The 24,944-nt window shown below is 64.4% G+C and carries 16 protein-coding genes; 12 read left to right on the forward strand and 4 right to left on the reverse strand.

The features are described 5' to 3' along the window. Nucleotides 1-43 precede the first annotated feature (43 nt). The 4 genes from B7R93_RS08675 to B7R93_RS08690 all read left to right on the forward strand — a co-directional run bounded on the left by B7R93_RS08675 (nt 44) and on the right by B7R93_RS08690 (nt 5,152). On the forward strand, nt 44-2,161 hold the full coding sequence (locus B7R93_RS08675) for a BatA domain-containing protein (protein ID WP_232798218.1): 2,118 nt from the start codon (nt 44-46) through the stop codon (nt 2,159-2,161). A 225-nt stretch (nt 2,162-2,386) separates the two neighbouring features. Next, nucleotides 2,387-3,754 (forward strand): GTPase HflX, encoded by a 1,368-nt coding sequence (gene hflX / locus B7R93_RS08680; protein ID WP_103020387.1) that lies wholly within the window; start codon nt 2,387-2,389, stop codon nt 3,752-3,754. A 141-nt stretch (nt 3,755-3,895) separates the two neighbouring features. After that, a complete protein-coding gene (locus B7R93_RS08685) occupies nt 3,896-4,555 on the forward strand; it encodes a CBS domain-containing protein (RefSeq protein WP_103020638.1) in 660 nt (219 codons plus the stop codon). A gap of 93 nt (nt 4,556-4,648) precedes the next feature. Beyond that, nucleotides 4,649-5,152: a hypothetical protein gene (locus tag B7R93_RS08690; RefSeq protein WP_103020639.1), complete on the forward strand. Its 504-nt coding sequence runs from the start codon at nt 4,649-4,651 to the stop codon at nt 5,150-5,152. Nucleotides 5,153-5,173: 21 nt separating this feature from the next. Here the strand turns inward: B7R93_RS08690 and B7R93_RS08695 are convergent, their stop codons facing one another. Continuing rightward, nucleotides 5,174-7,021: a glycoside hydrolase family 13 protein gene (locus B7R93_RS08695; protein ID WP_103020640.1), complete on the reverse strand. Its 1,848-nt coding sequence runs from the start codon at nt 7,019-7,021 to the stop codon at nt 5,174-5,176. A 287-nt stretch (nt 7,022-7,308) separates the two neighbouring features. Between B7R93_RS08695 and gyrB the strand changes: the two genes are divergently transcribed. Together gyrB and B7R93_RS08705 are read left to right on the forward strand one after the other, a co-directional pair. After that, nucleotides 7,309-9,267 carry a DNA topoisomerase (ATP-hydrolyzing) subunit B gene (gyrB, locus tag B7R93_RS08700; RefSeq protein ID WP_103020388.1) on the forward strand — a complete coding sequence of 653 codons (1,959 nt, stop codon included), beginning with the start codon at nt 7,309-7,311 and terminating at the stop codon, nt 9,265-9,267. A gap of 92 nt (nt 9,268-9,359) precedes the next feature. Then, nucleotides 9,360-10,388 carry a glycosyltransferase family 2 protein gene (locus B7R93_RS08705; protein WP_103020641.1) on the forward strand — a complete coding sequence of 343 codons (1,029 nt, stop codon included), beginning with the start codon at nt 9,360-9,362 and terminating at the stop codon, nt 10,386-10,388. 3 nt (nt 10,389-10,391) lie between these two features. Here the strand turns inward: B7R93_RS08705 and B7R93_RS08710 are convergent, their stop codons facing one another. Further along, nucleotides 10,392-12,134 (reverse strand): reverse transcriptase domain-containing protein, encoded by a 1,743-nt coding sequence (locus B7R93_RS08710; protein WP_198598630.1) that lies wholly within the window; start codon nt 12,132-12,134, stop codon nt 10,392-10,394. 309 nt (nt 12,135-12,443) lie between these two features. After that, nucleotides 12,444-13,352: a hydrogen peroxide-inducible genes activator gene (locus B7R93_RS08715; RefSeq protein ID WP_103020389.1), complete on the reverse strand. Its 909-nt coding sequence runs from the start codon at nt 13,350-13,352 to the stop codon at nt 12,444-12,446. A 183-nt stretch (nt 13,353-13,535) separates the two neighbouring features. Here B7R93_RS08715 and katG point away from each other — a divergent pair, with 183 nt between their 5' ends. From katG to B7R93_RS08730, 3 genes are all read left to right on the forward strand, one after another. Next, nucleotides 13,536-15,731, forward strand: a complete 2,196-nt coding sequence (gene katG / locus B7R93_RS08720) for a catalase/peroxidase HPI (RefSeq protein WP_103020390.1) — start codon at nt 13,536-13,538, stop codon at nt 15,729-15,731. Nucleotides 15,732-16,361: 630 nt separating this feature from the next. After that, nucleotides 16,362-17,342 carry an aldo/keto reductase gene (locus B7R93_RS08725; RefSeq protein ID WP_103020391.1) on the forward strand — a complete coding sequence of 327 codons (981 nt, stop codon included), beginning with the start codon at nt 16,362-16,364 and terminating at the stop codon, nt 17,340-17,342. Nucleotides 17,343-17,443: 101 nt separating this feature from the next. Beyond that, complete coding sequence (locus B7R93_RS08730; protein ID WP_232798221.1) at nt 17,444-18,592, forward strand: glycosyltransferase family 4 protein; 1,149 nt, start codon at nt 17,444-17,446, stop codon at nt 18,590-18,592. A 28-nt stretch (nt 18,593-18,620) separates the two neighbouring features. Here the strand turns inward: B7R93_RS08730 and B7R93_RS08735 are convergent, their stop codons facing one another. Continuing rightward, nucleotides 18,621-20,654, reverse strand: coding sequence for a S9 family peptidase (locus B7R93_RS08735; RefSeq protein ID WP_103020393.1), 2,034 nt, complete (start codon nt 20,652-20,654; stop codon nt 18,621-18,623). A gap of 270 nt (nt 20,655-20,924) precedes the next feature. Here B7R93_RS08735 and B7R93_RS08740 point away from each other — a divergent pair, with 270 nt between their 5' ends. The 3 genes from B7R93_RS08740 to B7R93_RS08750 all read left to right on the forward strand — a co-directional run bounded on the left by B7R93_RS08740 (nt 20,925) and on the right by B7R93_RS08750 (nt 24,860). Continuing rightward, nucleotides 20,925-22,001 carry an iron ABC transporter substrate-binding protein gene (locus tag B7R93_RS08740; protein WP_103020394.1) on the forward strand — a complete coding sequence of 359 codons (1,077 nt, stop codon included), beginning with the start codon at nt 20,925-20,927 and terminating at the stop codon, nt 21,999-22,001. A 92-nt stretch (nt 22,002-22,093) separates the two neighbouring features. Then, nucleotides 22,094-23,698 carry an ABC transporter permease gene (locus B7R93_RS08745; RefSeq protein WP_103020395.1) on the forward strand — a complete coding sequence of 535 codons (1,605 nt, stop codon included), beginning with the start codon at nt 22,094-22,096 and terminating at the stop codon, nt 23,696-23,698. 73 nt (nt 23,699-23,771) lie between these two features. Continuing rightward, nucleotides 23,772-24,860, forward strand: coding sequence for an ABC transporter ATP-binding protein (locus B7R93_RS08750; RefSeq protein ID WP_103020643.1), 1,089 nt, complete (start codon nt 23,772-23,774; stop codon nt 24,858-24,860). Nucleotides 24,861-24,944: the final 84 nt, after the last annotated feature.

The following is a 24,944-nucleotide window of genomic DNA, read 5'->3' on the forward strand; positions in this document are numbered from 1 at the left end:
AGATCCCAATCGCGTCGTCGCTCGCGCCCAACGGTCGTGATCCGTGTCGTTCATCAACCCCTTTGCGCTCCTCGCGATGGCGGCGGTGGCGGTGCCGCTGTTTCTGCACTTCTTCAACCTGCGCCAGCCGCGCACCGTCGAGTTTAGCTCGCTGGCGTTCGTAAAAGAGCTGCAGGCATCGGCAGTACAGCGGGTCCGCATCAAAGAGTGGCTGTTGCTTGCCCTGCGCATGCTGGCCATTGCCAGTCTGGGGATGGCGTTCGCCCAGCCCACGCTCACGAGTGAGCTTGGCGGCGTGGGGGCATCGGCGCCCACTGCCCACGCGGTCGTCGTCGACAACTCGCTCTCGATGTCGGCGGAGGGCCGGGGCGGGACGTACTTCGATCGGGCCGTTCAGAAGGCGCAGGGCGTGTTGGGGACGGTGGAAGAGGGCGACGAGGCGCTCCTCTGGCCGACGGCGCGGAGCGGGGCGCGGCGGCTGGAGCCGACGACGAACACGGGCGTCGTGCGGCAGTCGCTCGCGGAGCTGGAGCCGCGGGCCGGGGCCTCCTCGCTCGCGGCGGCCGTGGGACAGGCGGCCGACGCAGCGAGTCAGGCGGACGCGCCCCAGGCGGTCGTCTCCGTGGTGAGCGACCTGCAGGCCAGTACCCTCGGCGACTCGGTCGCGGTGGAGGTGCCCGACGGGGTGCAGGTGCAATTGCTGCCCGTCGAGACGCGAAGTCAGTCCAATGTCAGCGTCTCGGACGTCACGGTTACCAGTCGCATCGTGGAGGTCGACCAGCCGGTGCAGCTGGAGGCCACCCTTACCAACCACGGCCCCGATCCGCTCGACGACTACGTGGCGAGTGTCTATCTCGCGGGCGACCGGGTGGCCCAGGCCACGGCAACGCTGGAGCCGGGCCTGGAGACGACGGTCTCCTTCACAGTTACGCCCCAGACGCGGGGCTGGCTGGACGGGGCGGTGGTGACGGAAGACGATGCCGTGCCAGTGGACGACCGGCATCACTTTGCCCTGCACGTACCGGAGGAACGGCGCGTGCTGATGGTGCGGGGGGAGGGTCAGGACACGCGCTACCTTGACCTTGCCCTCTCGTCCGAGATGGTGGCGGACCGGATTGCGTTCCGTACCACCGCAATCGACGAGCGTGAGTTGGCCTCCGCGGAGCTGGGGCGCTACGACGCGGTGCTCCTCGCCGGGCCTCGGTCCCTGTCGAGCGGAGAGGTAGAGGCCCTCACCCGCTTCGTGGACCGGGGGGGCGGCCTGCTCCTCTTCCCGAACGCCCAGGCCCGCCCGGAGGACTACAATGCCCTGCTCGGAGGCCTCAACGCCGGGTCGTTCCGGGGGTTTAGCGGCGCCTTGTCGGGGGATCAGACTGTGGCCTCGTTCGAGCAGGTGGACCTGCAGCATCCGCTCTTCGAGAACATTTTCCAGAAACGGCGCCGGGAAGAGGCGTCCGTGGAGCAGCCGGACCTCTACTACATTATGAACATCCGTCCCTCGGGTCGGTCGGGGCAGACCCTCATCGAGCTGTCCAACGGCCGCCCGTTCCTCCATGAGGTGCGCCATGGAGGGGGGCGATTGCTCCTAACTGCCGTGGCGCCCACCCGGGCGTGGAGCGACCTGCCTGTTCGTGGGCTCTTCGTGCCGCTCCTCTACCGGTCGGTCTACTACCTCTCCGCGACCCCCTCCGTCGCGGGCGAGCAATTGGGGGCCGGCCGCCCGACCGAACTGCGCGTGAGGGGCGTCCCTCCCGAGGCATCGGTTCGCCTCGAAGGCCCGGACGGGGTCGAGGTCACCCCCGAGCAGCGCACCCTCTTTGGGGCGACGCTTGTGCAAGTGGGGACCACACTGACAACACCGGGGCTCTATGACGTGCAGGCGGGCTCGACGCGGGTGCGGCGGGTGGCCGTGAACGTCAACCCGGCCGAGTCGAACCTCCGGGCAGCGTCCCCGGAAGACGCCTCGGAACGGCTGCGAACCGCGACGGGGGCGTCGGTACGGGCGCTAGCCGCGGCAGAGACCGACGACCTCGAAGAGACCCTCCGCACTCGGCGGGCAGGCACGGAGCTCTGGAACGTGTTTTTGCTTCTGGCACTGGTCTTCCTCGCGGCAGAGATGCTCGTCGCCAGTCAGTGGGTGCCCGAGACGGCGTCGTCGTAATCCCGGGGGGGGGCGTGCCGGCCACGAGGCCGGCCGTGGTCGTCTCCCACCTCTTCCGGGGAGCGGAGGGTCAAGAAAATTGTGTTCTCCCTGCGGCCTGTGTGCAACAACCGGACGCCAGGACAGATATGACTGTGTGGAATTCAATTGAACTAGGCACCGGTGCTCCCGGTGTCTGCAAGTCCCTCGCGCGCATTCTTCCCCCAGAAAGTCGCCTCTGCCGCATTGTTTACCCCTGAGCACAAAACCGAAGACGCCGAAACGGCCATCATCGTCGGGGTCATCACGCCGCAGGAATCGCGCTGGGAAGTGCGGGATCATCTCGACGAGTTGGAGCACCTCGCGCGCACGGCTGGGGCTGACGTGACCGACCGCCTGACGCAGTCGCTGAACAGCCCAAACCCGGCCACATTCATTGGCTCCGGAAAGGTGCAGGAGCTGGCGCGCCTTACGGAGGCGCGGGACTCCGACCTAGTGATCTTCGACGACGAGCTGTCGCCCGTTCAGGTCAAGAACATCGAAAAGAACATCGACTGCAAGCTGCTCGACCGAACGGGGCTTATCCTCGACATCTTTGCCAGTCGGGCGCAGACCCGAGCCGCAAAAACACAGGTTGAGCTCGCGCAGCTCGGCTATCTTCGCTCCCGTCTCACGCGGCGATGGACCCACCTCTCGCGGCAGGAGGGGGGGATCGGGACCAAGGGGCCCGGCGAAAAGCAGATCGAGATGGACCGCCGCATCATTGACAAGCGCATGGCGAAGCTGCGCGAGAAGCTCGCCGAGATTGACCAGCAGCGCACGACCCAGCGCAAGGGACGCGAAGGATATACCACGGCTTCGCTGGTCGGCTACACGAACGCGGGCAAGTCCACCCTTCTCAATGCCCTGGCCGACGAGGATCTTGAGGCCGAAGACCGCCTCTTTGCCACGCTCGATGCGACCACCCGCACCGTCGAGTTGGACTCGAACAAGGAGGTGCTGATGTCCGATACGGTCGGGTTCATCCGAAAACTCCCTCACCGCCTCATCGAGAGCTTCAGAAGCACGCTCGACGAGGTGCGCGAGAGTGATGTGCTTGTTCACGTGGTGGACGTTACGCACCCGAACTACGAGGAGCAGATGCGGGTGGTGGCCGAAACCTTGGGCGAGCTGGATGCCCGCGACAAGCCGACGCTTGTGGTGTTTAACAAGATCGACGCACTGGAGGACCGAACCCTGCTCCGCCGCCTCCGGCGCAACCACCCGGACGCAGTATTTGCGTCGGCCCTCCGCGGCATCGGCCTGGACACGTTGAGGGACGATCTCCTCGGCCTCATCGAGCGGGACTACGTGGAGCGGATGGCGTACATCCCGGTGAGCGAGCCCGAGGCCATCGCGCAGGTGCACCGTCTCGGCGACGTGATCACGGAGGACTACGCGTACGCCGAGAACGGAGGCCTGGAATCGCTAAACGGAGAGGTGAAGGGGGCACAGGCCGTGGCGTGCATTCACTTCCGCGCGGCCCCGCGTAACGACTCGCGTCTTCGGGCGATGCTGGATTCCCTCGGGGCGCTCCGGCCGGCCGGGGAGGAAGAACCGGTCCCGAATGCCTGATCGGCCGAGGCCCTTCTGGTGCTGGGCGCCCTGCGGCCTGGGTAGAACGACGGGTTCGGCACGACAATTGTGGGAAAACAGACCGCTGCCCCCGCGTCCGTTTCCTCTGCTGTGCATCCCTTTCTCCAAGTCTCCGACGCCATGAAAGTACGAGAGGCCATCCATTCCGCGACCCCCGCCCTCCAGAGCTCCGACCCGGTGGAGGAGGCCCTGGGACTGCTCATGGAGCACCACGTGCGCCACCTGCCGGTCGTAGGCGACGACGGGCGGCTGGTCGGCGTGATTGCCGAGACGCGTCTCATGGACGCGGAGGGGCCCGACGCATCAATCGAGTCGCTACTCATCGGGCGGCCCGTGAGCGTGCCCCCGGACGCGCACATCTTCGATGCGGCGCGTGCGATGGTGGAGCACGACCTCAGCACCGTGCCGGTGGCCGACTCGGAGGGGCAGTACCTGGGGCTGCTCCGCCGGCACGACATCTTTGACCAGTTTGCACAGATGCTGTCGACTCGCCAGCAAGGGGCCATCCTGGCCCTGGAGGTCGACGCCCGGGACTACGCTCTTTCCAAGCTCATCCACGTCATTGAGCAAAACGAGGCGAAGGTGCTGGCCGTGGCCTCGGAACTGCCGGAGAACTCGACGGACGACATCCGCGTCACGCTCAAGCTCAACGTGAAGGACACTGCCCGCGTCCGGCACGTCCTGGAGCACCACGACTACCACGTCGTGGCGGCCTTCGGGGAGGAAGACGGAGAGCTGGAAGAGCTGGTCGACGAGTTCGTGCGGTACCTGGAGGTGTAGGGCTGTGAGGCGTGATGGGGCGTTCTCGTGCATCACGTCCCTACGGAACCCCCATACGTCGTGCTTTCCGTCATTCCTTCCCCCGTTTTTTCCATGAGCAGTGACCTCCCCCCCGACGCCGCCGCCGTGCTGGAGTCCATGACACTGCTGGCCAGCCTGTCGACCGCCGCAACCCTTCACGAGTCGGCGGTCCAGCGCCGGGCGGGCCGCGACCCGTCGGCGCAGGCCCCCATCGATCAGGCGGTCGCCCGTCTCCAAAATGCCGGGCAGACGCTCATGGACCTGCTCATGGAAATGGCCCTGAGTCGCGTGCCCCTTGAACAGCGTGACGAAGATCCCCTGCCGCACGCCGTGCGCCACTTCGACCTGCTCATGAAGATGCGCCGCGCCGAGCGCCTCGCCCAGGCCATGCACCAACATCTGCTGAGCCTCTACCCGGAGATCTCGGAGGAGCTGGTGGAGGAGGCGCGCCGGACGCACGATGAGATCGAGCAGTTTGTGGACCACGCCCTGGCCGACGACGCCGAGGGCCCGCACCTGTCGGAGGTTCTGGAACGGGGCATGAGCCTCGTCGTGTGGACGCGGCACGAGGTGTAGCGTCGCCCAGGCGAAAGTGCATCACTCCCGAAGCTCCAACACCATCGGGGTTCGGGCGGGCACCGTGAGGGAGTCGCCGAGGGCTACGGTGTCCCCACTGATCACGTCCCGGCCCGCCGTGTGGTCCTGGATGCGCTCCGCAAACCGATCAAGGTCGAGGGTGCGCGGCGCCTCCGCGTTGTTGAGGACCACCATCACCGTGTCGTCGGCGTCGTGGCGGAAATAGACGTAGGTGTTGTCCTGCGGAATGAAGTGGGTAAGCGTGCCGTGGTGCACGACGTCCGCGCTCTCGCGCCACGTCGTGAGATTCGTCACGAAGGTGTGGGCCTCATTTTCGCGGGCGGTGCGGCCCTCCTCGGTAAATACGCTCCGCGAGTCGCCGGGCCAGCCGCCGGGCATGTCGGCCCGCTTGGCGCCGTCGCCCTGCACGTCCAGCATCGGCTGCATCAGCTCCGTGGCGTAGTAGACCTGCGGGATCCCGCGCGTGGTCATCAGGAACGTGTACGCTAGCCGGAAGGCGTTCTCGTCCGCGTCCACGACGGAGAAAAACCGGTCGAGGTCGTGGTTGTCGAGGAAGGTGACGAGCTTGTTCGGATCGGGGTACACGTGATCCTGTGTCAGCGTCCGGTAGAGGTCGTGGATGTCCCCATCGGGAGCGAAGGCGTCCCGCATCGCGAAGCTTAGTGGAAAGTCTGTGACGCTCGGCAGGTCCGAGTCGTAGCCGTCGGGGGAGGCCGGGAAGTCGTCTTGCCAGTAGGCCTCGTGGGACACGGTGGGCACCCAGCTCTCGCCCACGATGTTGAAGTCCGGGTACTCCTCCCGCACCGCTGACGTCCAGCGCGTCATGTATGCCTTGTCGGCGTAGAAGTAGGTGTCCATCCGGATGCCGTCGATGCCGGTCGACTCGATCCACCAGAGCGTGTTCTGGATGAGGTAGGTGGCGAGCAGGTCGTTGTCCTGGTTGAGGTCGGGCATCGATGGCACGAACCAGGCGTCCGTGAGCTGTGCCCGGTCGCGCGCCGAGGCGTACGGGTCGATGACGGCGGCCCCCTCGTGGTTCGTAGTGCCGTGTGTGTCGAAGTCGTGGACCCAGTTGCTCGTGGGCGGGTCGTCCATCCACCAGTGCCGGGCGCCGATGTGGTTGTGGATCATGTCCATGATCACCTTCAGGTCCCGCTCGTGGGCGTCCTCTACGAGCCGCCGGAACGCGTCGTTGCTTCCGAAGCGCGGGTCCACCCGGTACATGTCGGTGGCCGCGTAGCCGTGGTAGGCCCCGTAGTCGGGGGGCATGTCGTTCTCAAAGATGGGCGTCATCCAGAGAGCCGTCATCCCCAGGTCGTCGATGTAGTCGAGGTGTTCGCGGATGCCGGCAAAGTCGCCCCCGTGACGCGCGTCGGGGTCGGAGCGGTCCACCCCCTCCAGGAAGCCCGGAATGGAGTCGTTCTCGGGGGCGCCGTTCGCGAACCGGTCCGGCATGAGCAGGTAGATCACGTCCTCGCTGGAGAAGCCCTGGGCGTACGGGTCGGTGCGCCGGGGGCGGAGCTCAAAGTCGCGGGTGAGCGTCCCCGCGTCGTGCCGGAAGTGGAGCGGGACCGTGCCGGGCGTGGCCGTGTCGGCGATGCGGAGGCGAACGAAGAGATAGTTCGGATTGTCGACCTCCGTCACCCGGTCCAGCGTTACGCCGGGGTGATCCCCAATCTCCACCCGCGTCGTGGCGAGATTCTCGCCGTAGACCATCAGCTCCACGGTCGACCGTTCCATGTTGACCCACCAGAAGGGCGGGTCGATGCGGTCAATTTCGGGCGCCTGGGCGAATGCGAGGGCGGGGCCAGCGAGAAGGAGCAGGACGGCGGTGAGGATGCGTTGCATGGAGGAGAAGCCGTTCATGGAAAGGGGACGAGGCCAGTTTCTCACGTGTAAAAACCATGACGGCGCACAATGTAGGGAGCGGCCCGGGCGGCGTCCACCGGCCCCGAACGAATTGAGGACGACTCCATGCGAGGCGTCCCCGCTTGACACCGGGGCGCTCCGGCGCTGGGTAGGGGGCGCACAGGCCGAACCATCAGCCAGTCCTTCCGTACGAACTTAACTAGCTGCGGAGCCGAAAAGACCTCCGCAAGCCCCTTCGTCCCCTTTCGACTGGCTGTCTGTTTTTCATGAGCGAGACCACCGACCTTCCGGATCGCGCCATTAGCGACTACGCGGCGTCCAACATCCAGGTGCTTGAGGGCCTGGAGGCCGTGCGCAAGCGCCCCTCCATGTACATCGGCGACGTGGGCCTGCGGGGCCTACACCACCTCGTCTACGAGGTGCTCGACAACTCGATCGACGAGGCCATGGCCGGCCACTGCGACGAGGTCGGGGTCGAGATCTACGACGACGGCTCGGTGTCGGTCACGGACAACGGCCGCGGCATTCCGGTCGACCAGCACCCGGCGGAGGACCGCTCGGCGCTGGAGGTGGTGATGACCGTGCTCCACGCCGGGGGCAAGTTCGACAAGGACAGCTACCAGGTGTCCGGCGGGCTGCACGGCGTGGGGGTGTCGGTCGTGAATGCCCTGGCCTCGCGGTTCGAGGTGACCGTCTGGCGAGACGGCTCGGTGTGGGAGCAACACTACCTGTGCGGGGTGCCGGAGGACCCGGTGCACAAGGTGCGCCCCATGGAGGCGGGCGAGGAGACCGGGACGCGCATCCGATTCTGGCCCGACGGCGACATCTTCAAGACGACGGAGTTTCGGTTCGAGACCCTCTCGGACCGCCTGCGCGAGCTGGCCTTCCTGAACGCGGGGGTGCGCATCCGGGTCGAAGACCACCGCGAGGAGGATGTGGACCTGGCCCGCGAGACGTACCACTCGGAGGAGGGCATCATCGGGTTCGTGGACTACCTCGACGAGGCGCGGGGCTCGATCCTCGACGAGACGATCTACATCGGGAAGACGGACGGGGAGGTGCCGGTAGAGCTGGCCATGCAGTACAACGACGAGTACAACAAAAACGTCCTCTCCTTCGTCAACAACATCAACACGCACGAGGGCGGCACGCACGTCACCGGCTTTCGGCGCGCCCTCACGCGGACGCTGAAGCGCTACGCCCAGCAGAACGACATGCTGGACGGGCTCAAGTTTGACCTGTCGGGCGACGACTTCCGGGAGGGGCTCACGGCGGTGCTTTCGGTGAAGGTCGCCGAGCCGCAGTTCGAGGGCCAGACGAAGACGAAGCTCGGCAACTCGGAGGTGCAGGGCATCGTCGAGTCGCTCATCAACACCGAGCTGGGCCGCTGGCTGGAGGACCACCCCGACCAGGCGGAGCGCATCATCGAGAAGGTGATCCAGGCGGCGGAGGCGCGGGCGGCGGCCCGCAAGGCGCGCGAGCTGGTGCAGCGCAAGGACGCGTTCTCGGGGGGCAGCCTGCCCGGCAAGCTGGCCGACTGCTCCTCGCGCGACCCCGCAGAGGGGGAGCTCTACCTCGTGGAGGGCGACTCGGCGGGCGGCTCGGCCAAGCAGGCGCGCGACCGCCACTTCCAGGCCATCTTGCCCCTGCGCGGCAAGATCCTGAACGTGGAGAAGGCCCGCCTCGACCGCATCCTGGAGCACGATCAGATCCAAAACATCGTCACGGCCCTCGGGACCGGCCTCACGTCCACGGAGGAGGAGTTCAACATGAGCGAGATGCGGTACCACAAGATCGTGATGATGACCGACGCGGACGTGGACGGGGCCCACATCCGGTCGCTGCTGCTCACCTTCTTCTACCGCCAGCTGCGCCCCCTCATCGAGAAGGGCAACATCTACATTGCCCTGCCGCCGCTCTACCGCATCCAGAACGGCAGCCAGGAAATCTACTGCTGGTCCGACGAGGAGATGCAGACGCGGATGGCCGAGCTGCGGGCCGAGGGCAACAGCCCCAGCATGCAGCGCTACAAGGGGCTCGGCGAGATGAACCCCGAGCAGCTCTGGACCACCACCATGAACCCGGAGACGCGCAAGATTCAGCAGGTGACCATCCAGGACGCCGCCGCGGCCGACCGCCTCTTCTCGACCCTCATGGGCGACTCGGTGGAGCCCCGGCGCGAGTTTATCGAGCGCAACGCCAAGTACGCGACGATCGACGCTTAGGGCGTGTTGCGTGGTGCGCGGTGCGTAGGGGGGCGGCCTGCACGCGGTGCGCAGCGCGAAGTCCGCACTTCTCTGGATAGTGCCCCTTGGTCGTGGAAGCACCCGCTCCCCAACATTCTCCGCCCGATTCTCGGGACCCGGACCTGTCCATCGTCGTGCCGGCGTACGAAGAGGCCCGGTCGCTCCCCGAGCTTGCCGACGGGGTGCGGGCGGCGTGCGAAGAGGCGGGCCTCTCGTTCCGGCTGTGGATCGTCGACGACGGGTCGCGGGACGAGACGTGGGCGACGGTACAGGGCCTCTGTGAAAAGGATGCCCGTATCGCCGGCCTTCGTTTCCGCCGCAACTACGGCAAGTCCGCGGCCCTGGCCGTTGGGTTCGACCGGGCGCAGGGGCGCTACGTCGCCACCATGGACGCGGACCTGCAGGACGACCCGAACGAGATCCCGGCCCTGCTCGATGTGCTCCGAGAGGGGGACCACGACCTCGTAAGTGGCTGGAAAAAGGACCGCAAGGACCCACTCAGCAAGACCCTCCCCAGCCGGTTCTTCAATTGGGTCACGCGCCTCTTCTCCGGCCTGCCCCTGCACGACTTCAACTGCGGCCTGAAGGTGTACCGCCGTGAGGTGGTCAAGAGCATTGACGTCTACGGCGAGCTGCACCGATACATTCCCCTCCTCGCCAAGTGGGAGGGCTACGATCACGTTGCCGAAAAAGAAGTGCGGCATCATCCCCGCAAGTACGGCACCACCAAGTTTGGCGTAGAGCGCTTCGTTCAGGGGTTTCTCGACCTTATCACGGTCGTCTTCCTCACCCGATACGCCGTGCGGCCCATGCACTTCTTCGGCTCAATGGGCACCGGGGCGTTTGCCCTTGGCTTCTTGGTAAGCCTGTGGCTGTCGTTCGACAAGCTCGTGCTCGGGCACCCCATCGGGGACCGTCCGCTGCTGCTGTTCGGGGTGCTGCTCATCCTGTTCGGGTCGCAGATGTTCACCACGGGTCTGCTGGGCGAGATGATCATCCGTCCGCGGATGGAGGACCCGTCGACCTACGAGGTGGCGGAGGCGGTTGGGCCAATTGAGGAATTGGCATCTAAAGACCCCTCAACATCTGTTGAGGGATAGCTCTTAACTATCAACTCTCTCTTCAATCTCTGAGAGTAGGTCAAATATTCTAGCAAAAGGTTTGAAGTTAATATCATCAAAAGGTGGCTCTTCATTTAATATATATTCGGCAAAATCATTTTTTGAAAGAGAGATATTTTCATTTTCTTCGTTGAATACGCGATCATCTATAATTCTGTTTTCATCTCCAGTTTTGTTTAAGAGGCTACAATTTATTTTGGCCTCTTCTTTGTGTTTTCCAGACGTTTTATGAAACTCTTGGCCTAAGAAAATTCTTCGGCTGTTGCCGTCTCTTTTTAAAAGATCATCATCTTCGTAGTAAAGCTCAATAGAAATATTGACATCCTCTCTGTGTGGGGGAGGGGGTATAGCAGCTGAAAAAACATTATTTCCCCAGCTACGAAAAGACTGATCGTCCTCCGTAACCTCTTGTACTTGGTTTGGTTGGTCCCTGTCGAATAAGAATACATGGGCGTGCTGATGCTGGCCCTCGGACTCTGAGGTGTGTCTACACTTTTCAAGTAACTCGTCGTCTCCTCTGTCCGACTCAGTCTCATTAAATTCGAGGTCAGGAAGCTCTGAACTCTGATTTACAGCAAGTTCTCGGATGGCTCGTTTTAGATGCTTCCAGTCAGTCTTCCCTTCCGTGTACACTATAAGTTTTGAAGTATCATTTTCAGGTTCTTCTTGATTGTCAATATTGATGGGAGTATTGCTCAATCTGGAGTACTCAGTGAGGTATTTTTTGTAAATCTTGTCATCCTTTCCGCGCACCATAGAAAGAAACTCAAGCTTCCCGCGTATCACCCTCGAAAAGACCGGTTCCTCCTTCTCCGATTTCCTATTCTTCGTGTCGTACTCGCGAAGAAATTCTTCCTCAGCCGCCTCATAGCCGTGAGCCTTCCAGGCGTGTAGCATGGCGCGAATCTCCCGAACGAACTCTCTTGGCACATTTACCTTCTCATTCACAATGAGACCCGTCACCATCTGTCGGTAGTCTTCATGCTGTAGACGGGTTTTATCTTCGTTCAACTCAAATCCGTTTTTGTCCACTACTTCTCGCAATTCCTTACCGACCTTCACATTGCCATCCTCCCCCCCAGTCGCCAATTCGTCTGGAAACTGACGCATTGAAGTAGAGAAGGTGAGATCATCTGCGTAGCGGGTATAGATGCATTTGTTGCTTTCTGCGAGCCGGAGGAGTTCACTATCCAGTTGCGCACAAAGCATGTTCGAGACAATGGGGGATGTGGGGGCACCCTGCGGCAGCCTGTTGTTGTGACAGCAAATTTGTGCGAGTACAGTTGCTACATCTTCCGGTAGTTCGTACGGCACTGCCTGAAGGAGTCCCCAGACGCGACCGTAATTAATTTCATGAAAGAAGTCCTTTAGGTCGACACAGAAGACGAAGCGCTGCTTTACGTGCTGTTCAGCATTTGTTCTGATATTTCGGTCGGGCAAGAAGCTGTGGACTGCAGCTTTAGGGGTGTAGACGGCCTGCAGGATCTGATTAAGCTTCTGCTGTATGATTTTTAGAGCAGAAACAGGCGCTGAAATTTCTCTTTCACCACCACCCGACTTGTCAAGGGTAAATGTTTTGTAGCGACCTTCTTCTGGAGATTCGCGAATATGATAAATTAGGTTGCTGGACTCAACATCCAGAAGGTCCGCTACGTCCTCAAGATCTTCGAGGTTATGGAAGTCATTCTGAAGCTCCTCTTCAGAAGCATCGAGAGATATGCTCACGGAGTGAGGTCAGGTAGAGATGGGTGAGTGAGACATAGAAAAAGGGTCAGTGAGCCTGTTCGACAATTCCCACCTATCCGGTCGCGGAGCCGAGGCAAATATGGGCCATCGTCGCGCCGGAAATGTTGAGAGTAGAAAATGCCAGGATTCTAATCTGGCTATTCGGTGACGGAGCCCGTATGGCTACCCGTACACTGAATCGTCGCGTATCAACGACGAAAATCAATTGCCGCATCAGGCTCACTGACCCTGATTCTCTACTAAGAAAATGTAAGAGGGTGTTGTGAGTTTCCTGATTCAATTGCCCTATCAAGAAGCTGCCACTGTGCTAGGTAGTACTTTGAGAAGCGTCTCGACCACCGCGTTGAGGAGACGCTGCTTGTGCCGGCGCCGGGTCACGAAACGGACGTTCCGGGTGGGCGGAGGGTCAGCGAAGGGCACGACGAACGTTGCCCGCTCCGCCTCGGGCATGTGGTGCGTGGCGAGGCGGGGCAGAAGGGTCATGCCCCCGCTGGTCCGGACGAGGCGCACCAGCGTCTCCAGGGAACCGCTCTCGAACTGCGCGGCGGCCTGAGGGGCGGACGGGGCGCGGCCACACACCTGGAGCACCTGGTCGCGAAAGCAGTGGCCCTCGCTCAGAAGCCACAGGTCTTCGATGGAGAGGGCCGTGGGCCCCAGGGACTCGCGGTCGGCAAGGCGGTGGGACGGAGCGACGTAGCCGACGAAGGGCTCCGTGAACAGGACGCGGTCGTGAAGGCCCGGGCCGGCCTCGTCCGTGGCGATCAGGGCCGCGTCGAGCGCATCGGTCCGAAGCGCGTCCAAGATCTCGGTCGTGGGCCACTCGCGCAGGACGAGGGACACCTCCGGGTACGCTGTCTCCAACGAGGGGAGGACAAGGGGCAGGAGGTAGGGCGACAGCGTCGGGAGCATGCCGAGGCGAAGGGTGCCCGTGACCCGGTCTTTTACCTCCGCGGCGGTGGCGGCGAGTCGATCCCGAGCGGCGAGCACCTCTCGGGCCTCGTTCACGATGGACTCGCCGGCGGCCGTGGGCACCACCGGCTGGTGACTCCGGTCAATGAGCTCCACGTCCAACTCGTCCTCCAGCCGCCGCAGTTGGCCGCTGAGGGTGGGCTGGGTCACGTTGCACGCCGCGGCCGCGTCGCCAAAGTGGCGGTGCGTGTCGAGGGCCACGAGATACTGCAGTTGCGAGAGCGTCATCGGATGGGGGTCTTTCTGATAGGGCAAACCTATTAAGAATATAGAGACGATCGATTTGAATAATCAAGTCTGGGGCCGTACCTTTAGAAGTGTCTCGTTATCCCTTCAGCAACGCCGTCGTTTCTATCTATGTCAGAAGAACACGCTCCAGAACGTACGAACGGGGCCGGTGGGTGCCCAGTGATGCACAACGGCTCCGACAACGGGTCGGCGGAGAAGCCAGCCAGGACCCCCCCTGCGACGAACCGCGACTGGTGGCCCAGTAGCTTGGACATCGAGATCCTCGACCAAAATGTGCAGGATGTCGGGCCCTGGAACGGAGACTTCGACTATGCGGAGGCCTTTCAGGAGCTTGATTATGACGCCCTGAAGGCGGACATCAAAGAGGTGATGACGACCTCGAAGGACTGGTGGCCGGCCGACTACGGGAACTACGGCCCGTTCTTCGTTCGCATGTCGTGGCATGCCGCGGGCACGTACCGCACGACGGATGGACGCGGGGGCTCATCGGGGGGACGACAGCGGCTTGCCCCGCTCAACAGCTGGCCCGACAACGCAAACCTCGACAAGGCGCGCCGGCTGCTCTGGCCGGTCAAGCAGAAGTATGGCCGCAAGATTTCCTGGGCGGACCTGTTGGTCCTAGCCGGCAACGTGGCCATGGAGTCAATGGGCTTCAAGACATTTGGCTTCGCCGGTGGCCGGGAAGACGAGTACAAGCCCGATGGGTCTGTCGACTGGGGGCCGGAGGACGAAATGGAGACCTGGGGGCGGTTCAACGAGGACGACGAGCTTGAGAGCCCGCTCGGGGCGACCGTCATGGGCCTCATTTACGTGAATCCCGAGGGGCCGGAGGACACGCCGGACCCGGAGTGGTCGGCCCAGCGAATCCGCCAGTCCTTCGGCCTAATGGCGATGAATGATCGAGAGACGGCCGCGCTCATCGCCGGCGGCCATACGTTCGGAAAGGTGCACGGCGCCGACACCGACGAGCACCTCGACGCCGAGCCCGAAGCGGCCTCCATCGAGCAGCAGGGCCTCGGCTGGAAAAATGACTACGGTTCCGGCAAGGGCGGCGACACCATCACCAGTGGCATTGAAGGGCCCTGGACCGACGCGCCGACCCAGTGGGACATGGGCTACCTCGACTTCCTGCTCGACTACGAGTGGGAGGTCCACGAGGGGCCCGGCGGGGCGTGGCAGTGGCGACCGAAAAGCGACGAGCTAAAGGGAATTGTGCCGGACGCCCACGACGCCTCGGAGACGGTGGATCCGATGATGCTCACGACGGACGTGGCGCTGAAGCGAGACCCGGACTACCGAGAGATCATCGAGGACTTTCGTGAGAACCCGGACGCGTTTGAGGACGCGTTCGCGCGGGCCTGGTTCAAGCTGCTGCACCGCGACATGGGCCCGAAGGAGCGGTACCTCGGCCCGGAGGTCCCCGACGAGGACCTGATCTGGCAGGACCCTGTGCCGGACGCCGACCACGATCTGATCGGGGACGAGGAGATCGCCGAGTTGAAGGACGCGATCCTCGACACCGATCTGTCCGTCGCCCGCCTGGTGAAGACCGCCTGGGCGGCGGCGTCGACCTACCGGGACAGCGACAAGCGTGGAGGTGCCAACGGGGCACGCATTCGGCTTGAGCCGCACCGGCACTGGGAGGCCAACGAGCCGCACCAGCTGGCCCACGCCCTGGAGGTTCTGAACGGCATCCAGCAGAACTTCAACGATGCGCGGTCCGACAATGTACGGGTGTCGATGGCCGACCTGATCGTGCTCGGTGGGAGCGCCGCCATCGAGAAGGCCGCGGCGGACGCCGGCCACGACGTGGAGGTGCCGTTCACCCCCGGCCGCACCGACGCCACGCAGGAGCAGACCGACACGGAAGCGTTCGAGTGGCTGGAGCCACAGGCGGACGGGTTCCGCAACTACATCGCCGATGATCCCGATCAAGACTGGGCGCCGGAGGAATTTCTGGTCGACAAAGCCGACCTGCTGAACCTGACGCCCGCCGAGACGACGGTGCTCGTCGGTGGCATGCGTGCGTTGGACGCGACCCACGAGCAGGCCGACGGGCACGGCGTCTTTACCGACCGCCCGGAGACGCTCACCAACGACTACTTCGTGAACCTGCTCGACATGGACCACGAATGGGAGCCGGTTTCGGAGGCGAAGGAGCACTTCAAAATCCGAGACCGAGACACCGGCGAGGTCAAGTGGAAGGCCACCCGCGTGGATCTGATCTTTGGATCCAACTCCCGGTTCCGGGCTCTGTCACAGGTCTACGGGGCCGCCGACGGGGAAGAGAAGTTCGTCCATGACTTTGTGGATGCGTGGACGAAGGTGATGACGCTCGACCGGTTTGACCTTGAGTAGTACGGGTCGGTCTTCCGGACCTACTTCTCTACTTTTACAATACAGCCCCTGGGTGCAGTTCTTGCTGCCCAGGGGCTTTTTGTTTGAGGGTACATGGGCAACGTTCCCCGTTGCGATTAGCGATACAGCTCTCGGCTGGTGCCGGAGATCTTCTACGCCGCCGCGCACCGATTTACCTCCAGTTCCCCCTTCCCTTCTGTCCTGTTTGGGGCCCTACCTCCAGAGAGTACAATGAGGCGAATAAATGGTATTCCCTCGCTGGCTGTTGCGGAACAGTGGACTCAGTGGTGGTCCATGTCCGTTGGGCCCGTCCTCAAAGTGGAGGCTGATCCGCCAGTTGTCGGACATGCCCGTGGTCCAGTGTCCTTCGAACTGCTCTTTCAGCGTGTGAAGTCGGTAGTCCGGCAGATCCATGTCCTGCGAGTTGGACGCTGCGTTGGAGATCGATAGAACTCGCTGGTCGCAGTGTGACCCGTATCGTACCGGGCGCGAGCCTCTTGGAGATAAGACGAGCTCCAATGGTGTGAGGGTGGCGGTCGTTTTTTCCGACGCAACAGCATGCCCGAGCGGTCGTAGGAATTGGTAACCTTGCTGATCCATGTTTTTGCTTCCCAAATTTGTCCACTCCCTGTGAACACGCGCACCCTTGGCGACCAGGGCCTCACCGTTTCCGCTCTCGGCCTCGGCTGCATGGGCATGTCCGACTTCTACGGCACGCCCGATGAGAACCAGGCCATCAAGACCCTCCAGCGGGCCATCGACCGCGGCCTCACCTTCTTCGACAGCGCTGACATCTACGGCCCCTTCACCAATGAGAGGCTGTTGGGGCGTGTGCTCGGCATACATCACCACGAGGTGACGATCGCGACCAAGTTTGGCATCGTGCGGGACAAGGAGGGGGGCATGCACGGCCTCAACGGCCGCCCGAGCTACGTGAAGACGGCCTGCGAGGACTCCCTGCAGCGCCTCGGCGTCGACACCATCGACCTCTACTACCTCCACCGCGTGGACCCGGAGGTGCCCATCGAACACACGGTGGGGGCCATGGGCCGGCTTGTGGAGGAGGGAAAGGTGCGGTACTTGGGCCTGTCAGAGACTGCCACCGACACGCTCCGCCGAGCGAACGAAGAGCACCCCATTACGGCGCTCCAGACGGAGTACTCGCTCTGGAGCCGCGACCCGGAGGACGAAATTCTCCCGACGTGCCGGGAGCTGGGCATCGGGTTCGTGCCGTACAGCCCGCTCGGCCGCGGTTTTCTCACCGGCCGGTTCCAGTCGCCCGACGATCTGCCCGAGAACGACTGGCGCCGTCAGAACCCGCGCTTCCAGGGGGAGAACTTCCAGAAGAACCTGGACCTCGTGGATGAGGTGAAGCGCCTGGCCGCCGACAAGGACGTGACTCCCGCGCAGCTTGCCCTCGCCTGGGTACTGCACCAGGGCGACGACATTGCGCCGATTCCGGGCACCACGAACCCGGAGCATCTGGACGACAACCTTGGGGCGCTCGATGTCTCACTGTCCCGAGAGGAGCTCGATCGCATCGACGAGATTGCCCCGCAGGACGTGGCGGCCGGCAACCGCTACCCGGACATGAGCACGGTGAATCGTTGAGTCAATGAGGCACTGGTGCATTAGATTATCGGGTCATTGGAAGCTTGCAGATTGGCAGGTGAACGGTGGACGCAAAGATGAGACAAGGGGGCAATGAACAAATGCGAATTGCGGTCGTCGGTCCGATGCACCCGTACCGGGGCGGGATTGCCCACTTCACGGAGATAATAGTCACGGGCCTTGCGGATCGAGGGCACGACGTGCGGCCGGTCACCTTCTCGCGGCAGTACCCCAAGCTTCTTTTTCCCGGCGAGACGCAGTACGAGCCGGAGAGCGAGGCGCCCCCGGCCGTCCGAGACGCGCCGCGCCCGCTTGACTCGATCAATCCGGTCTCGTGGTTCCGGACGGGATTGTACCTCCGGGACCAGGTACCCGACGCGGTGATCTTTCAGTACTGGATGCCGTTCTTCGCCCCCGCGTACGGCGTCATCGCGCGGGGACTGCGGCGACACTACGGCATCCCCTCGTTCGCCGTCGTCCACAACGCGCTGCCCCACGAACGGCACTTCGGCGATGCGCTTCTGAGTCGCTTCTTTCTGTGCGCCTGTGCCGGGCACGTCGTGATGTCCGACGCCGTGGCCACCGATACGCGCCGCCTCGCCGGGGCCGGCGCCTCCCTTGAACAGATCGAGCATCCCGTCTACGAGCGGTTCGGCGAGCCCGTCCCGGACGACGAGGCCCGAGCGGCGCTCGATCTCCCCGACGACGCGCCGGTGATTCTCTTCTTCGGCTTCGTGCGGGAGTACAAGGGCCTGCACGTGCTCCTGGAGGCACTGCCGGACGTGCTCGGCGACCGTCCCGACCTGCACCTCGTCGTGGCGGGGGAGCCGTACGACGATCCGGAGCGCTACCGTCGCCTTGTTCGCGCGCACGATCTGGGCGCCCGTGTGCACTGGCACGACGACTACATCCCGTCCAGCGACGTGCCCACCTATTTCGGCGCCGCCGACCTCGTGGTGCAGCCGTACGTCTCCGCCACCCAGAGCGGCGTCGCCCAGATTGCCACCCACTTCGAGACGCCAATGGTGGTGACCGACGTGGGCGGCCTCGCGGAGTCGATCCCGCACGAGGAGGCCGGCTTCGTCGTCCCGCCCGAGAATCCCGACGCCCTGGCCGCGGCCATCACGCGGTTTTTCCGGGAGGACTGGGCCGAGGAGCTCACGGATGGGGTGCGCAAGCGGAAGCGCGCCCAGCAGCCCGCCCGCCTGCTCGAGGCCATCGAACGGCTCGTGGCGAAGCACGCGGGCTAAGTGAAGGGCTGCTCGGCATTCCGGACGTTTACTGTCGGTAGCGGTCGAACCAGCCAAGCACGTGGTCGGCCTTCGTGATCAGCTGGCTGGGCCGGTACGCAATTCCGTGAGAGGCGCCCGGAATCTCCACATAGGCCGCCTCCACGCCGCGCAGCTTGAGCCCGTTGTAGAGCTGCTTCGCCTGCCAGGGGGGCGTGCGGAGGTCGTCGCCGCCAACGATGACGACCGTCGGCGTGCTCATCGAGCCGAGGAGGGAGACCGGCGACACGTCCCAGTACTCCATCGGGTTCTCCCACGGCTGGCCGGGGTACCGGTACTCGGCGTAGCTGTAGTAATTATCCGCGGCCAGCGTCTTGCTGATCCAGTTGGTGACCGGCTTCTGCACGGCCGCGGCCCGGAACCGGTCGGTCTTGCCCGTGATCCAGGCGGCGGAGGTGCCGCCCGCGCTCCCGCCGGTCACGTACAGGCTGTCGTCCGCCACGTAGTCCCGTTTGACGAGCCGATCCACCCCGTCCATGATGTCCTGATATTCGCCGCCCGAAAAGTCGTTGTAGAGCAGATTGCCGAATTCTTCCCCGTAGCTGGTGCTGCCCCGTGCGTTGGGGTAGAATACGACGTATCCGTCCGCCGCGTAGAGCTGAATCTCCGCGGAGAAGCGATCGCCGTAGTTGGAAATTGGACCGCCGTGAATCTCCACCATCAGCGGGTAGGCCCGGTCCGGGTCGTAGTTCGGCGGCGTCACCACCCAGCCGTGGATCTCGCGCCCGTCTTTCGAAGACGAATAGCGGATCTCCTCCACCGAACCGAGGGTGCGGTCGTCGAGGAGGTCGCCGTTCAGGTCCGTGAGCTGCCGCGTCGCATCCTGGCCCCGGCGCGTGACTGCCAGCTCGGCAGGATGGGCGGGCGAGGTCTGGTTAAAGGCGAGGCGCCCCCCGTCGGACACGGAGAAGTGGCCGCCGCCGTACGGGCGGCCAATCGACGTGCCGCCCAGGTTCTCCGCCACCACCGAGGGGGAACCGTCGAAGGTCGTGTGCCCCAGGGTCGTCGTGCCCTCGTCCTCGTACTGAACGTAGAGTCCCTCCCCGTCCTCGTCCCAGGCGAGGTCATCGATCGAGCGATTTAGGCCGAGGTCCACGGCCCGCTGGTTGGAGCCATCGCGGTCCATCACGTAGAGCCGGGTCACCTGGTAGGTCTGGACCTCGTCGTCGTAGCCGAGGAAGGCGATCTGCTCCCCGTCCGGCGACACGCGGGGCGTGTGGTCGGGGCCGAAGCGGTCCGTCAGCGGTGTGCTCTCTCCGCCCTCTACCGGCACCGTGTAGAGCTCCGAGTTGCGGCGCTCTCGTTTCCAGTTGTCGTGGCGGTTGGCCGAGTAGATCAGCGCCTCGCCGTCGGGCGTCCACACCGGGCGGCTGGAGTGGTGGTAGTCGCCCGATGTGACCTGCCGGGCGCGCCCCCCGTCGGCCCGCACCACGAACAGATGGTCGTACCCGTAGTCCAGGACGCCGACTCCGTTGGCCTCGTGGTTGAGGCGCGTTTCCACGCGGGGCGGCTCGGCCCAGTCGGCGCCCTCCGGGGCTTCCGGCGGCGAGGCCAGCGTCGGCTCCGGGGCGGACACGTGGGCCGAGAACGCGAGGTGTGTCCCGTCGGGCGACCAGGACAGCCCGCTCGGGGCGTTCTCCAGCTGCGTGAGGCGGGCCGTCTTGTTCTCCTCGACCCAGTGGACGTAGATCTCGGTGCCGTGGTCGTCGCCCGAACTCGTGAACGCAATTTTTGAGCCGTCCGGGGACCAGCGGGGCGACGATTCGTCGGCGGTCCGGTTGGTTAGCTTCGTGTGCCCGGTGCCGTCCGCGCTCACGAGCCAGAGGGCCGAGGTGCGGCGGTCTTCCATAACGTCCATGCCCCGCCGCTGGTACACGATCCGGTTGCCGTCCGGAGACACCTGCGGACTGGCGACCCACTCCAGGTCAAAGACGTCCATGCGGGAGAAGGACGGAGCCTGACCGTGGGCCAGGAGGGGAACGATGAGTGCGAGCAGGGCGGCGAGGGAAACTCTGCGGGCCATTGGGGAGTGGAGGAGAGACGAAAACAAGTGAGCCACGTATGTGTGAAGAAAAGACACCGAGGCCGGGAAGACAATTGAGTCTGGCCGGAGGGACTGGTTTGCTGATGTTTGAGGTGTAGAAGGGCGACGGCGGATCCGTTCGACCGGCGATCCATGTGGAGTTTCTGCGATTTAGGCGGTTTGTGCAACGCGCCTCGTGTCATCTCTCCCTCTCCTTCTTTAGAATCAATCTAAACAAATCCAACTCACCCAGACAACTGTCTACGTTCCATGAAACGACTTCTCAGCCTCAGTCTCGTCGTTGTCCTGGTCCTGTCCCTGGTCGGATGCGGAGGGGAGCAGCAGGACGAACTCGTCATTTACTCCGGCCGCAGCAAGGCCCTCGTCGATTCGCTCGTCCAGCAGTACCGCCAGCAGACGGACGTGCCGGTTCGCGTGCGGTACGGGACCGACTCGCAGCTGCTGGCCGCGTTGCAAGAGGAGGGCGACCAGTCCCCGGCCGATGTGTTTTGGGCCAACACGACCGGTGCCCTTGGCAACGCCGTCAACAACGGTCTGCTTACCGAACTGCCGGACACGCTGGCAGATCGGGCGACTCGCTTCACGCCCTCAAACCAGCGGTGGACCCCCGTCACGACTCGCTTTCGCGTGCTGGCCTACAACAGCGACACGGTGAGCCCGGAGGACCTTCCCGACTCGGTGCTCGACCTGCCGGAGCACGACGAGTTTGAGGGACGCATCGGATGGACACCGGCGTACTCCAGCTTCCAAGACTTTACAACGGCGCTTCGTGTGACGGAAGGGGAAGAGACGGCCCGCACGTGGCTGACGAATATGCAGGAGCTAGACCCGAACAGCTACACCTCCAACACGCCGATGGTGCAGGCCCTGGAGGCCGGTGAAATCGATGTGGCCCTGACAAACCACTACTACGTGCTGCGCCTCAAGCACGGTGGGGCCGAGGGTGAGTATGAGGAAGAAGAGCACGAAGAGGAGGAGCACGAAGAAGAAGAGGAGGCAGCGGCGCGGGCGTCCGCACCGGTGGAAACATACCACTTTGCGGAGAGGGATCTTGGCAATCTTGCCCTCGTAACGGGAGCCGGGGCTCTGCAGACGAGCAATCAGCCCGACGCTGCGAACCGGTTTCTGCGATACCTGCTCTCGGAGAAGGCACAGTCCTTCGCCGCCGACCGCGTGAACGAGTATCCGGTGGTGGCGGGCACGCCGGTGCCGGGCTACATGACGCCGGCGGAGGAGGCGCTCCAGTTGAGTCCGGAGTTCGAGCTGCAGCGGCTGCAGGAGATGGACCCGACCCTTGAGCTGCTCCGTGACGTAGGGGCCCTCTAGCGTTCTGGCGCGGCAGTGTGCCGGTGTGCGGGAGCGCGCGGGCGACTCCCTGTGGACGCCCCCGGCCTTTCTCTTCGCCTTCGTTCGCAGACATGACCGTTGCCCGCGTGCTGGACACAATTCGCCGGCGCTGGTACGTAGCCATTCCCGTGGCGGTCGTCGTGGGAGGGGTTCTCATCCCGCTGGTGTACCTTCTGCTCCGTGCTCTCCAGGCGGATCCGGGAACGCTGTGGGACCTGGTCGTGCGGGGCCGCACCCTGCAGCTGCTGGGGAACACGGTGGGGCTCACTGCGGGCGTGCTGGTGGGCACGAGTGTGCTGGCACTTCCGCTGGCCTGGCTCACCACCCGCACGGCCCTCCTGGGCCGAAAGGTGCTCACGCTGCTGGGGGTGTTGCCCCTCGCGGTGCCCGGCTACGTGATGGCGTACGCCCTGATGGCCACGACGGGCGAATACGGTACGCTCGCGCAGATGCTCGGCCTCGTGGTGCCCCGGCTGAGCGGCTACACCGGAGCCTGGATTGCGCTCAGCCTATCCACGTTTCCGTACCTCTTTCTGAACCTCCGCACGGCTTTTCTGGGACTGGATCCTTCCTTAGAAGAGTCGGCCCGGGCACTCGGGCGCGGCCGGTGGCAGGTCTTTGTGCAGGTGGTGCTGCCCCAGATGCGCCCGGCGTTCCTGTCGGGCGGGCTCCTGGTGGCCCTCCACGTGCTCGGTGACTTTGGGGTCGTTTCTCTCATGCGGTACGACACGTTCAGCTACGCGCTTTACATCCAGTACGCAGCCTCCTACGATCGGGTCTACGCGGCCTGCCTCGCGCTCATGCTGCTGATCCTGACGGGCGCGGTCCTGCTGCTGGAGGCGCGGCTGCTGAAGGGGCTTCTGTTCCACCGGACGGAGAGCGGTACGGGCCGGACTGCCGCCCAATACGGACTGGGGCGCTGGCGCTGGGCCGGGTATGCCTTTGCGCTGGGCGTGGCGGGGCTGTCCGTGGTCCTCCCGGCGGGCACGGTGGGGTACTGGATGGCCGATTCCGCGGCGAGTGGAGTGCCCTGGAGCAGTCTGGGGGCGGCCCTCTGGGATTCGGTGTCGGCCTCCGCCCCGGCCGCCGTGCTCGCGGCCCTGCTCGCGCTGCCGGTGGCGTACCTGGGGGTGCGGCACCCGTCCAACTGGACGCGCGTCGTGGAACGGGTCGCCTACCTGGGCTACGCCACGCCGCCCCTGGCCTTCGCCCTCGCGCTCATCGTGTTTTCGCTCGGGGCTGTGCCGTTTGCGTACCAGACGCTGGGCCTGCTTGTGATGGCCTACGCGGTCCACTTTATGGCCGAGGCCGTGGGCCCTGTGCGGAGCGCGCTCTACCAGGCGCCGCCCCACCTGGAGGAGGCCGCCCGCTCGCTGGGCCGCTCCCCGCTCGGCGCGTTCGTGGGCGTTACCTTTCCGCTCGTGCGGCGCGGCCTGCTCGTGAGCATGGCGTTCGTCTTCCTCTCAGCCATGAAGGAGCTGCCCCTCACCTTCCTCTTGGCGCCGATCGGGTTCGAGACGCTCGCCTTGAACACGTGGAGCTACGCCGAAGAGGCGATGTTTGGGCAGGCCGCTCCCTACGCGCTCACCATCATGTTCGTCTCGGCCCTCTTCGTGGGCGTGCTGCTGCTCCGCGAGCAGGCGACCGAGCGCTCCGCGGCCGCGGAGCGCACGTAGACCCGTTCAATTGTCCCGTCGGCGATGGGCGAATGGGGAACGAGGGGGGGCGACGATGGGTGCCATTTTCGTCATGAGCCCCCCGATCCTCTCCGTTCAAAACCTGACCAAGCGGTTTGGGCCCGCGGCCCCGCCCGTCGTCCACGAGGTGTCGTTTGAGGTGGAGGACGGCGAGATCTTCTCGATCTTGGGCCCCAGCGGCTGTGGCAAGACGACGACGCTCCGGTGCATTGCGGGCTTTGAGGCCGCCACGGAGGGGACGATTGCGGTGCGGGACCAGGTGCTCTCGGGGCCCAGCGTGCACGCATCGCCGGACACGCGGGACGTAGGCATTGTCTTTCAGAACTACGCCCTCTTTCCCCACCTCACGGTTCGCGAGAACGTGGCGTTCGGCCTCAACGGGGCGTCGGAGGCGGCGCGGGCCCAAGAGGCGTTGGAGATGGTGGGGCTCGACGGCTTTGAGGGCCGGCGGCCCCAGCACCTCTCGGGCGGGCAGCAGCAGCGGGTGGCCCTCGCGCGCACCCTCGCCCCGGAGCCGGACCTCCTCCTGCTCGACGAGCCCTTTTCCAACCTCGATGCCCTGTTGCGACAAGAGACGCGACAGGAGGTGCGCGAGCTGCTCAAGAACAAGGGCATGAGCGCTGTCTTCGTGACGCACAACCAGGAGGAGGCGCTCTCGTTTTCGGACCGCCTGGCCGTGATGCGGGGGGGACAGCTCGACCAGATCGGCACGCCGGAGGACGTGTACTACCACCCCCGGACGCTCTTCGTGGCTCAGTTTCTGGGCCGCACCAACCTGCTGCTCTCGCGGGCCGCCGGCACCGAGGCGGACACGCCGCTCGGCCGGGTGGGACTTAACGAGGCGGCGGAGGGCACGGTGCTCGTGTCGATGCGCCCGGAGCACCTCGGGCTGGAGGCGCCGGAGACCTCGGACGGCACTGTCGGAACCGTCGTGGGCCGGGCGTTCAAGGGCCACGACATCACGTATCGGGTGTGCTGTGAGGGAAGCGAGTACCTCGTCCACACGGACAACCGGCAGTTCTACGAGCCGGGTGACACGGTGGCCGTTCGTCCCCTCGAACCGGCTGTCGTCCTGGAGAGCCGATCGACCCCCGCCGAAGTGCCAAGTGGGGCAACTTCGGAGCCGGAGCTGGGGGCCTGACCTCCTTGGGCGTGCCCCTGTAGATTGCTCCCGGTCACGCCGTGGCGCACCTGGGAAGCGTCCGCTGATGGTGCGCCCCCCGAT

The sequence above is a fragment of the Salinibacter altiplanensis genome (assembly GCF_002894645.1).
GTDB lineage: Bacteria > Bacteroidota > Rhodothermia > Rhodothermales > Salinibacteraceae > Salinibacter > Salinibacter altiplanensis.

Coding starts and splice junctions, on each gene's coding strand:
- B7R93_RS08695 (WP_103020640.1), bottom strand. CDS start 7,021: ATGCAACGCATCCTCACCGCCGTCCTGCTCCTTCTCGCTGGCCCCGCC.
- B7R93_RS08690 (WP_103020639.1), top strand. CDS start 4,649: ATGAGCAGTGACCTCCCCCCCGACGCCGCCGCCGTGCTGGAGTCCATG.
- B7R93_RS08715 (WP_103020389.1), bottom strand. CDS start 13,352: ATGACGCTCTCGCAACTGCAGTATCTCGTGGCCCTCGACACGCACCGC.
- B7R93_RS08685 (WP_103020638.1), top strand. CDS start 3,896: ATGAAAGTACGAGAGGCCATCCATTCCGCGACCCCCGCCCTCCAGAGC.
- B7R93_RS08740 (WP_103020394.1), top strand. CDS start 20,925: ATGAAACGACTTCTCAGCCTCAGTCTCGTCGTTGTCCTGGTCCTGTCC.
- gyrB (WP_103020388.1), top strand. CDS start 7,309: ATGAGCGAGACCACCGACCTTCCGGATCGCGCCATTAGCGACTACGCG.
- katG (WP_103020390.1), top strand. CDS start 13,536: ATGCACAACGGCTCCGACAACGGGTCGGCGGAGAAGCCAGCCAGGACC.
- B7R93_RS08750 (WP_103020643.1), top strand. CDS start 23,772: ATGAGCCCCCCGATCCTCTCCGTTCAAAACCTGACCAAGCGGTTTGGG.
- B7R93_RS08735 (WP_103020393.1), bottom strand. CDS start 20,654: ATGGCCCGCAGAGTTTCCCTCGCCGCCCTGCTCGCACTCATCGTTCCC.
- B7R93_RS08745 (WP_103020395.1), top strand. CDS start 22,094: ATGACCGTTGCCCGCGTGCTGGACACAATTCGCCGGCGCTGGTACGTA.
- B7R93_RS08730 (WP_232798221.1), top strand. CDS start 17,444: ATGCGAATTGCGGTCGTCGGTCCGATGCACCCGTACCGGGGCGGGATT.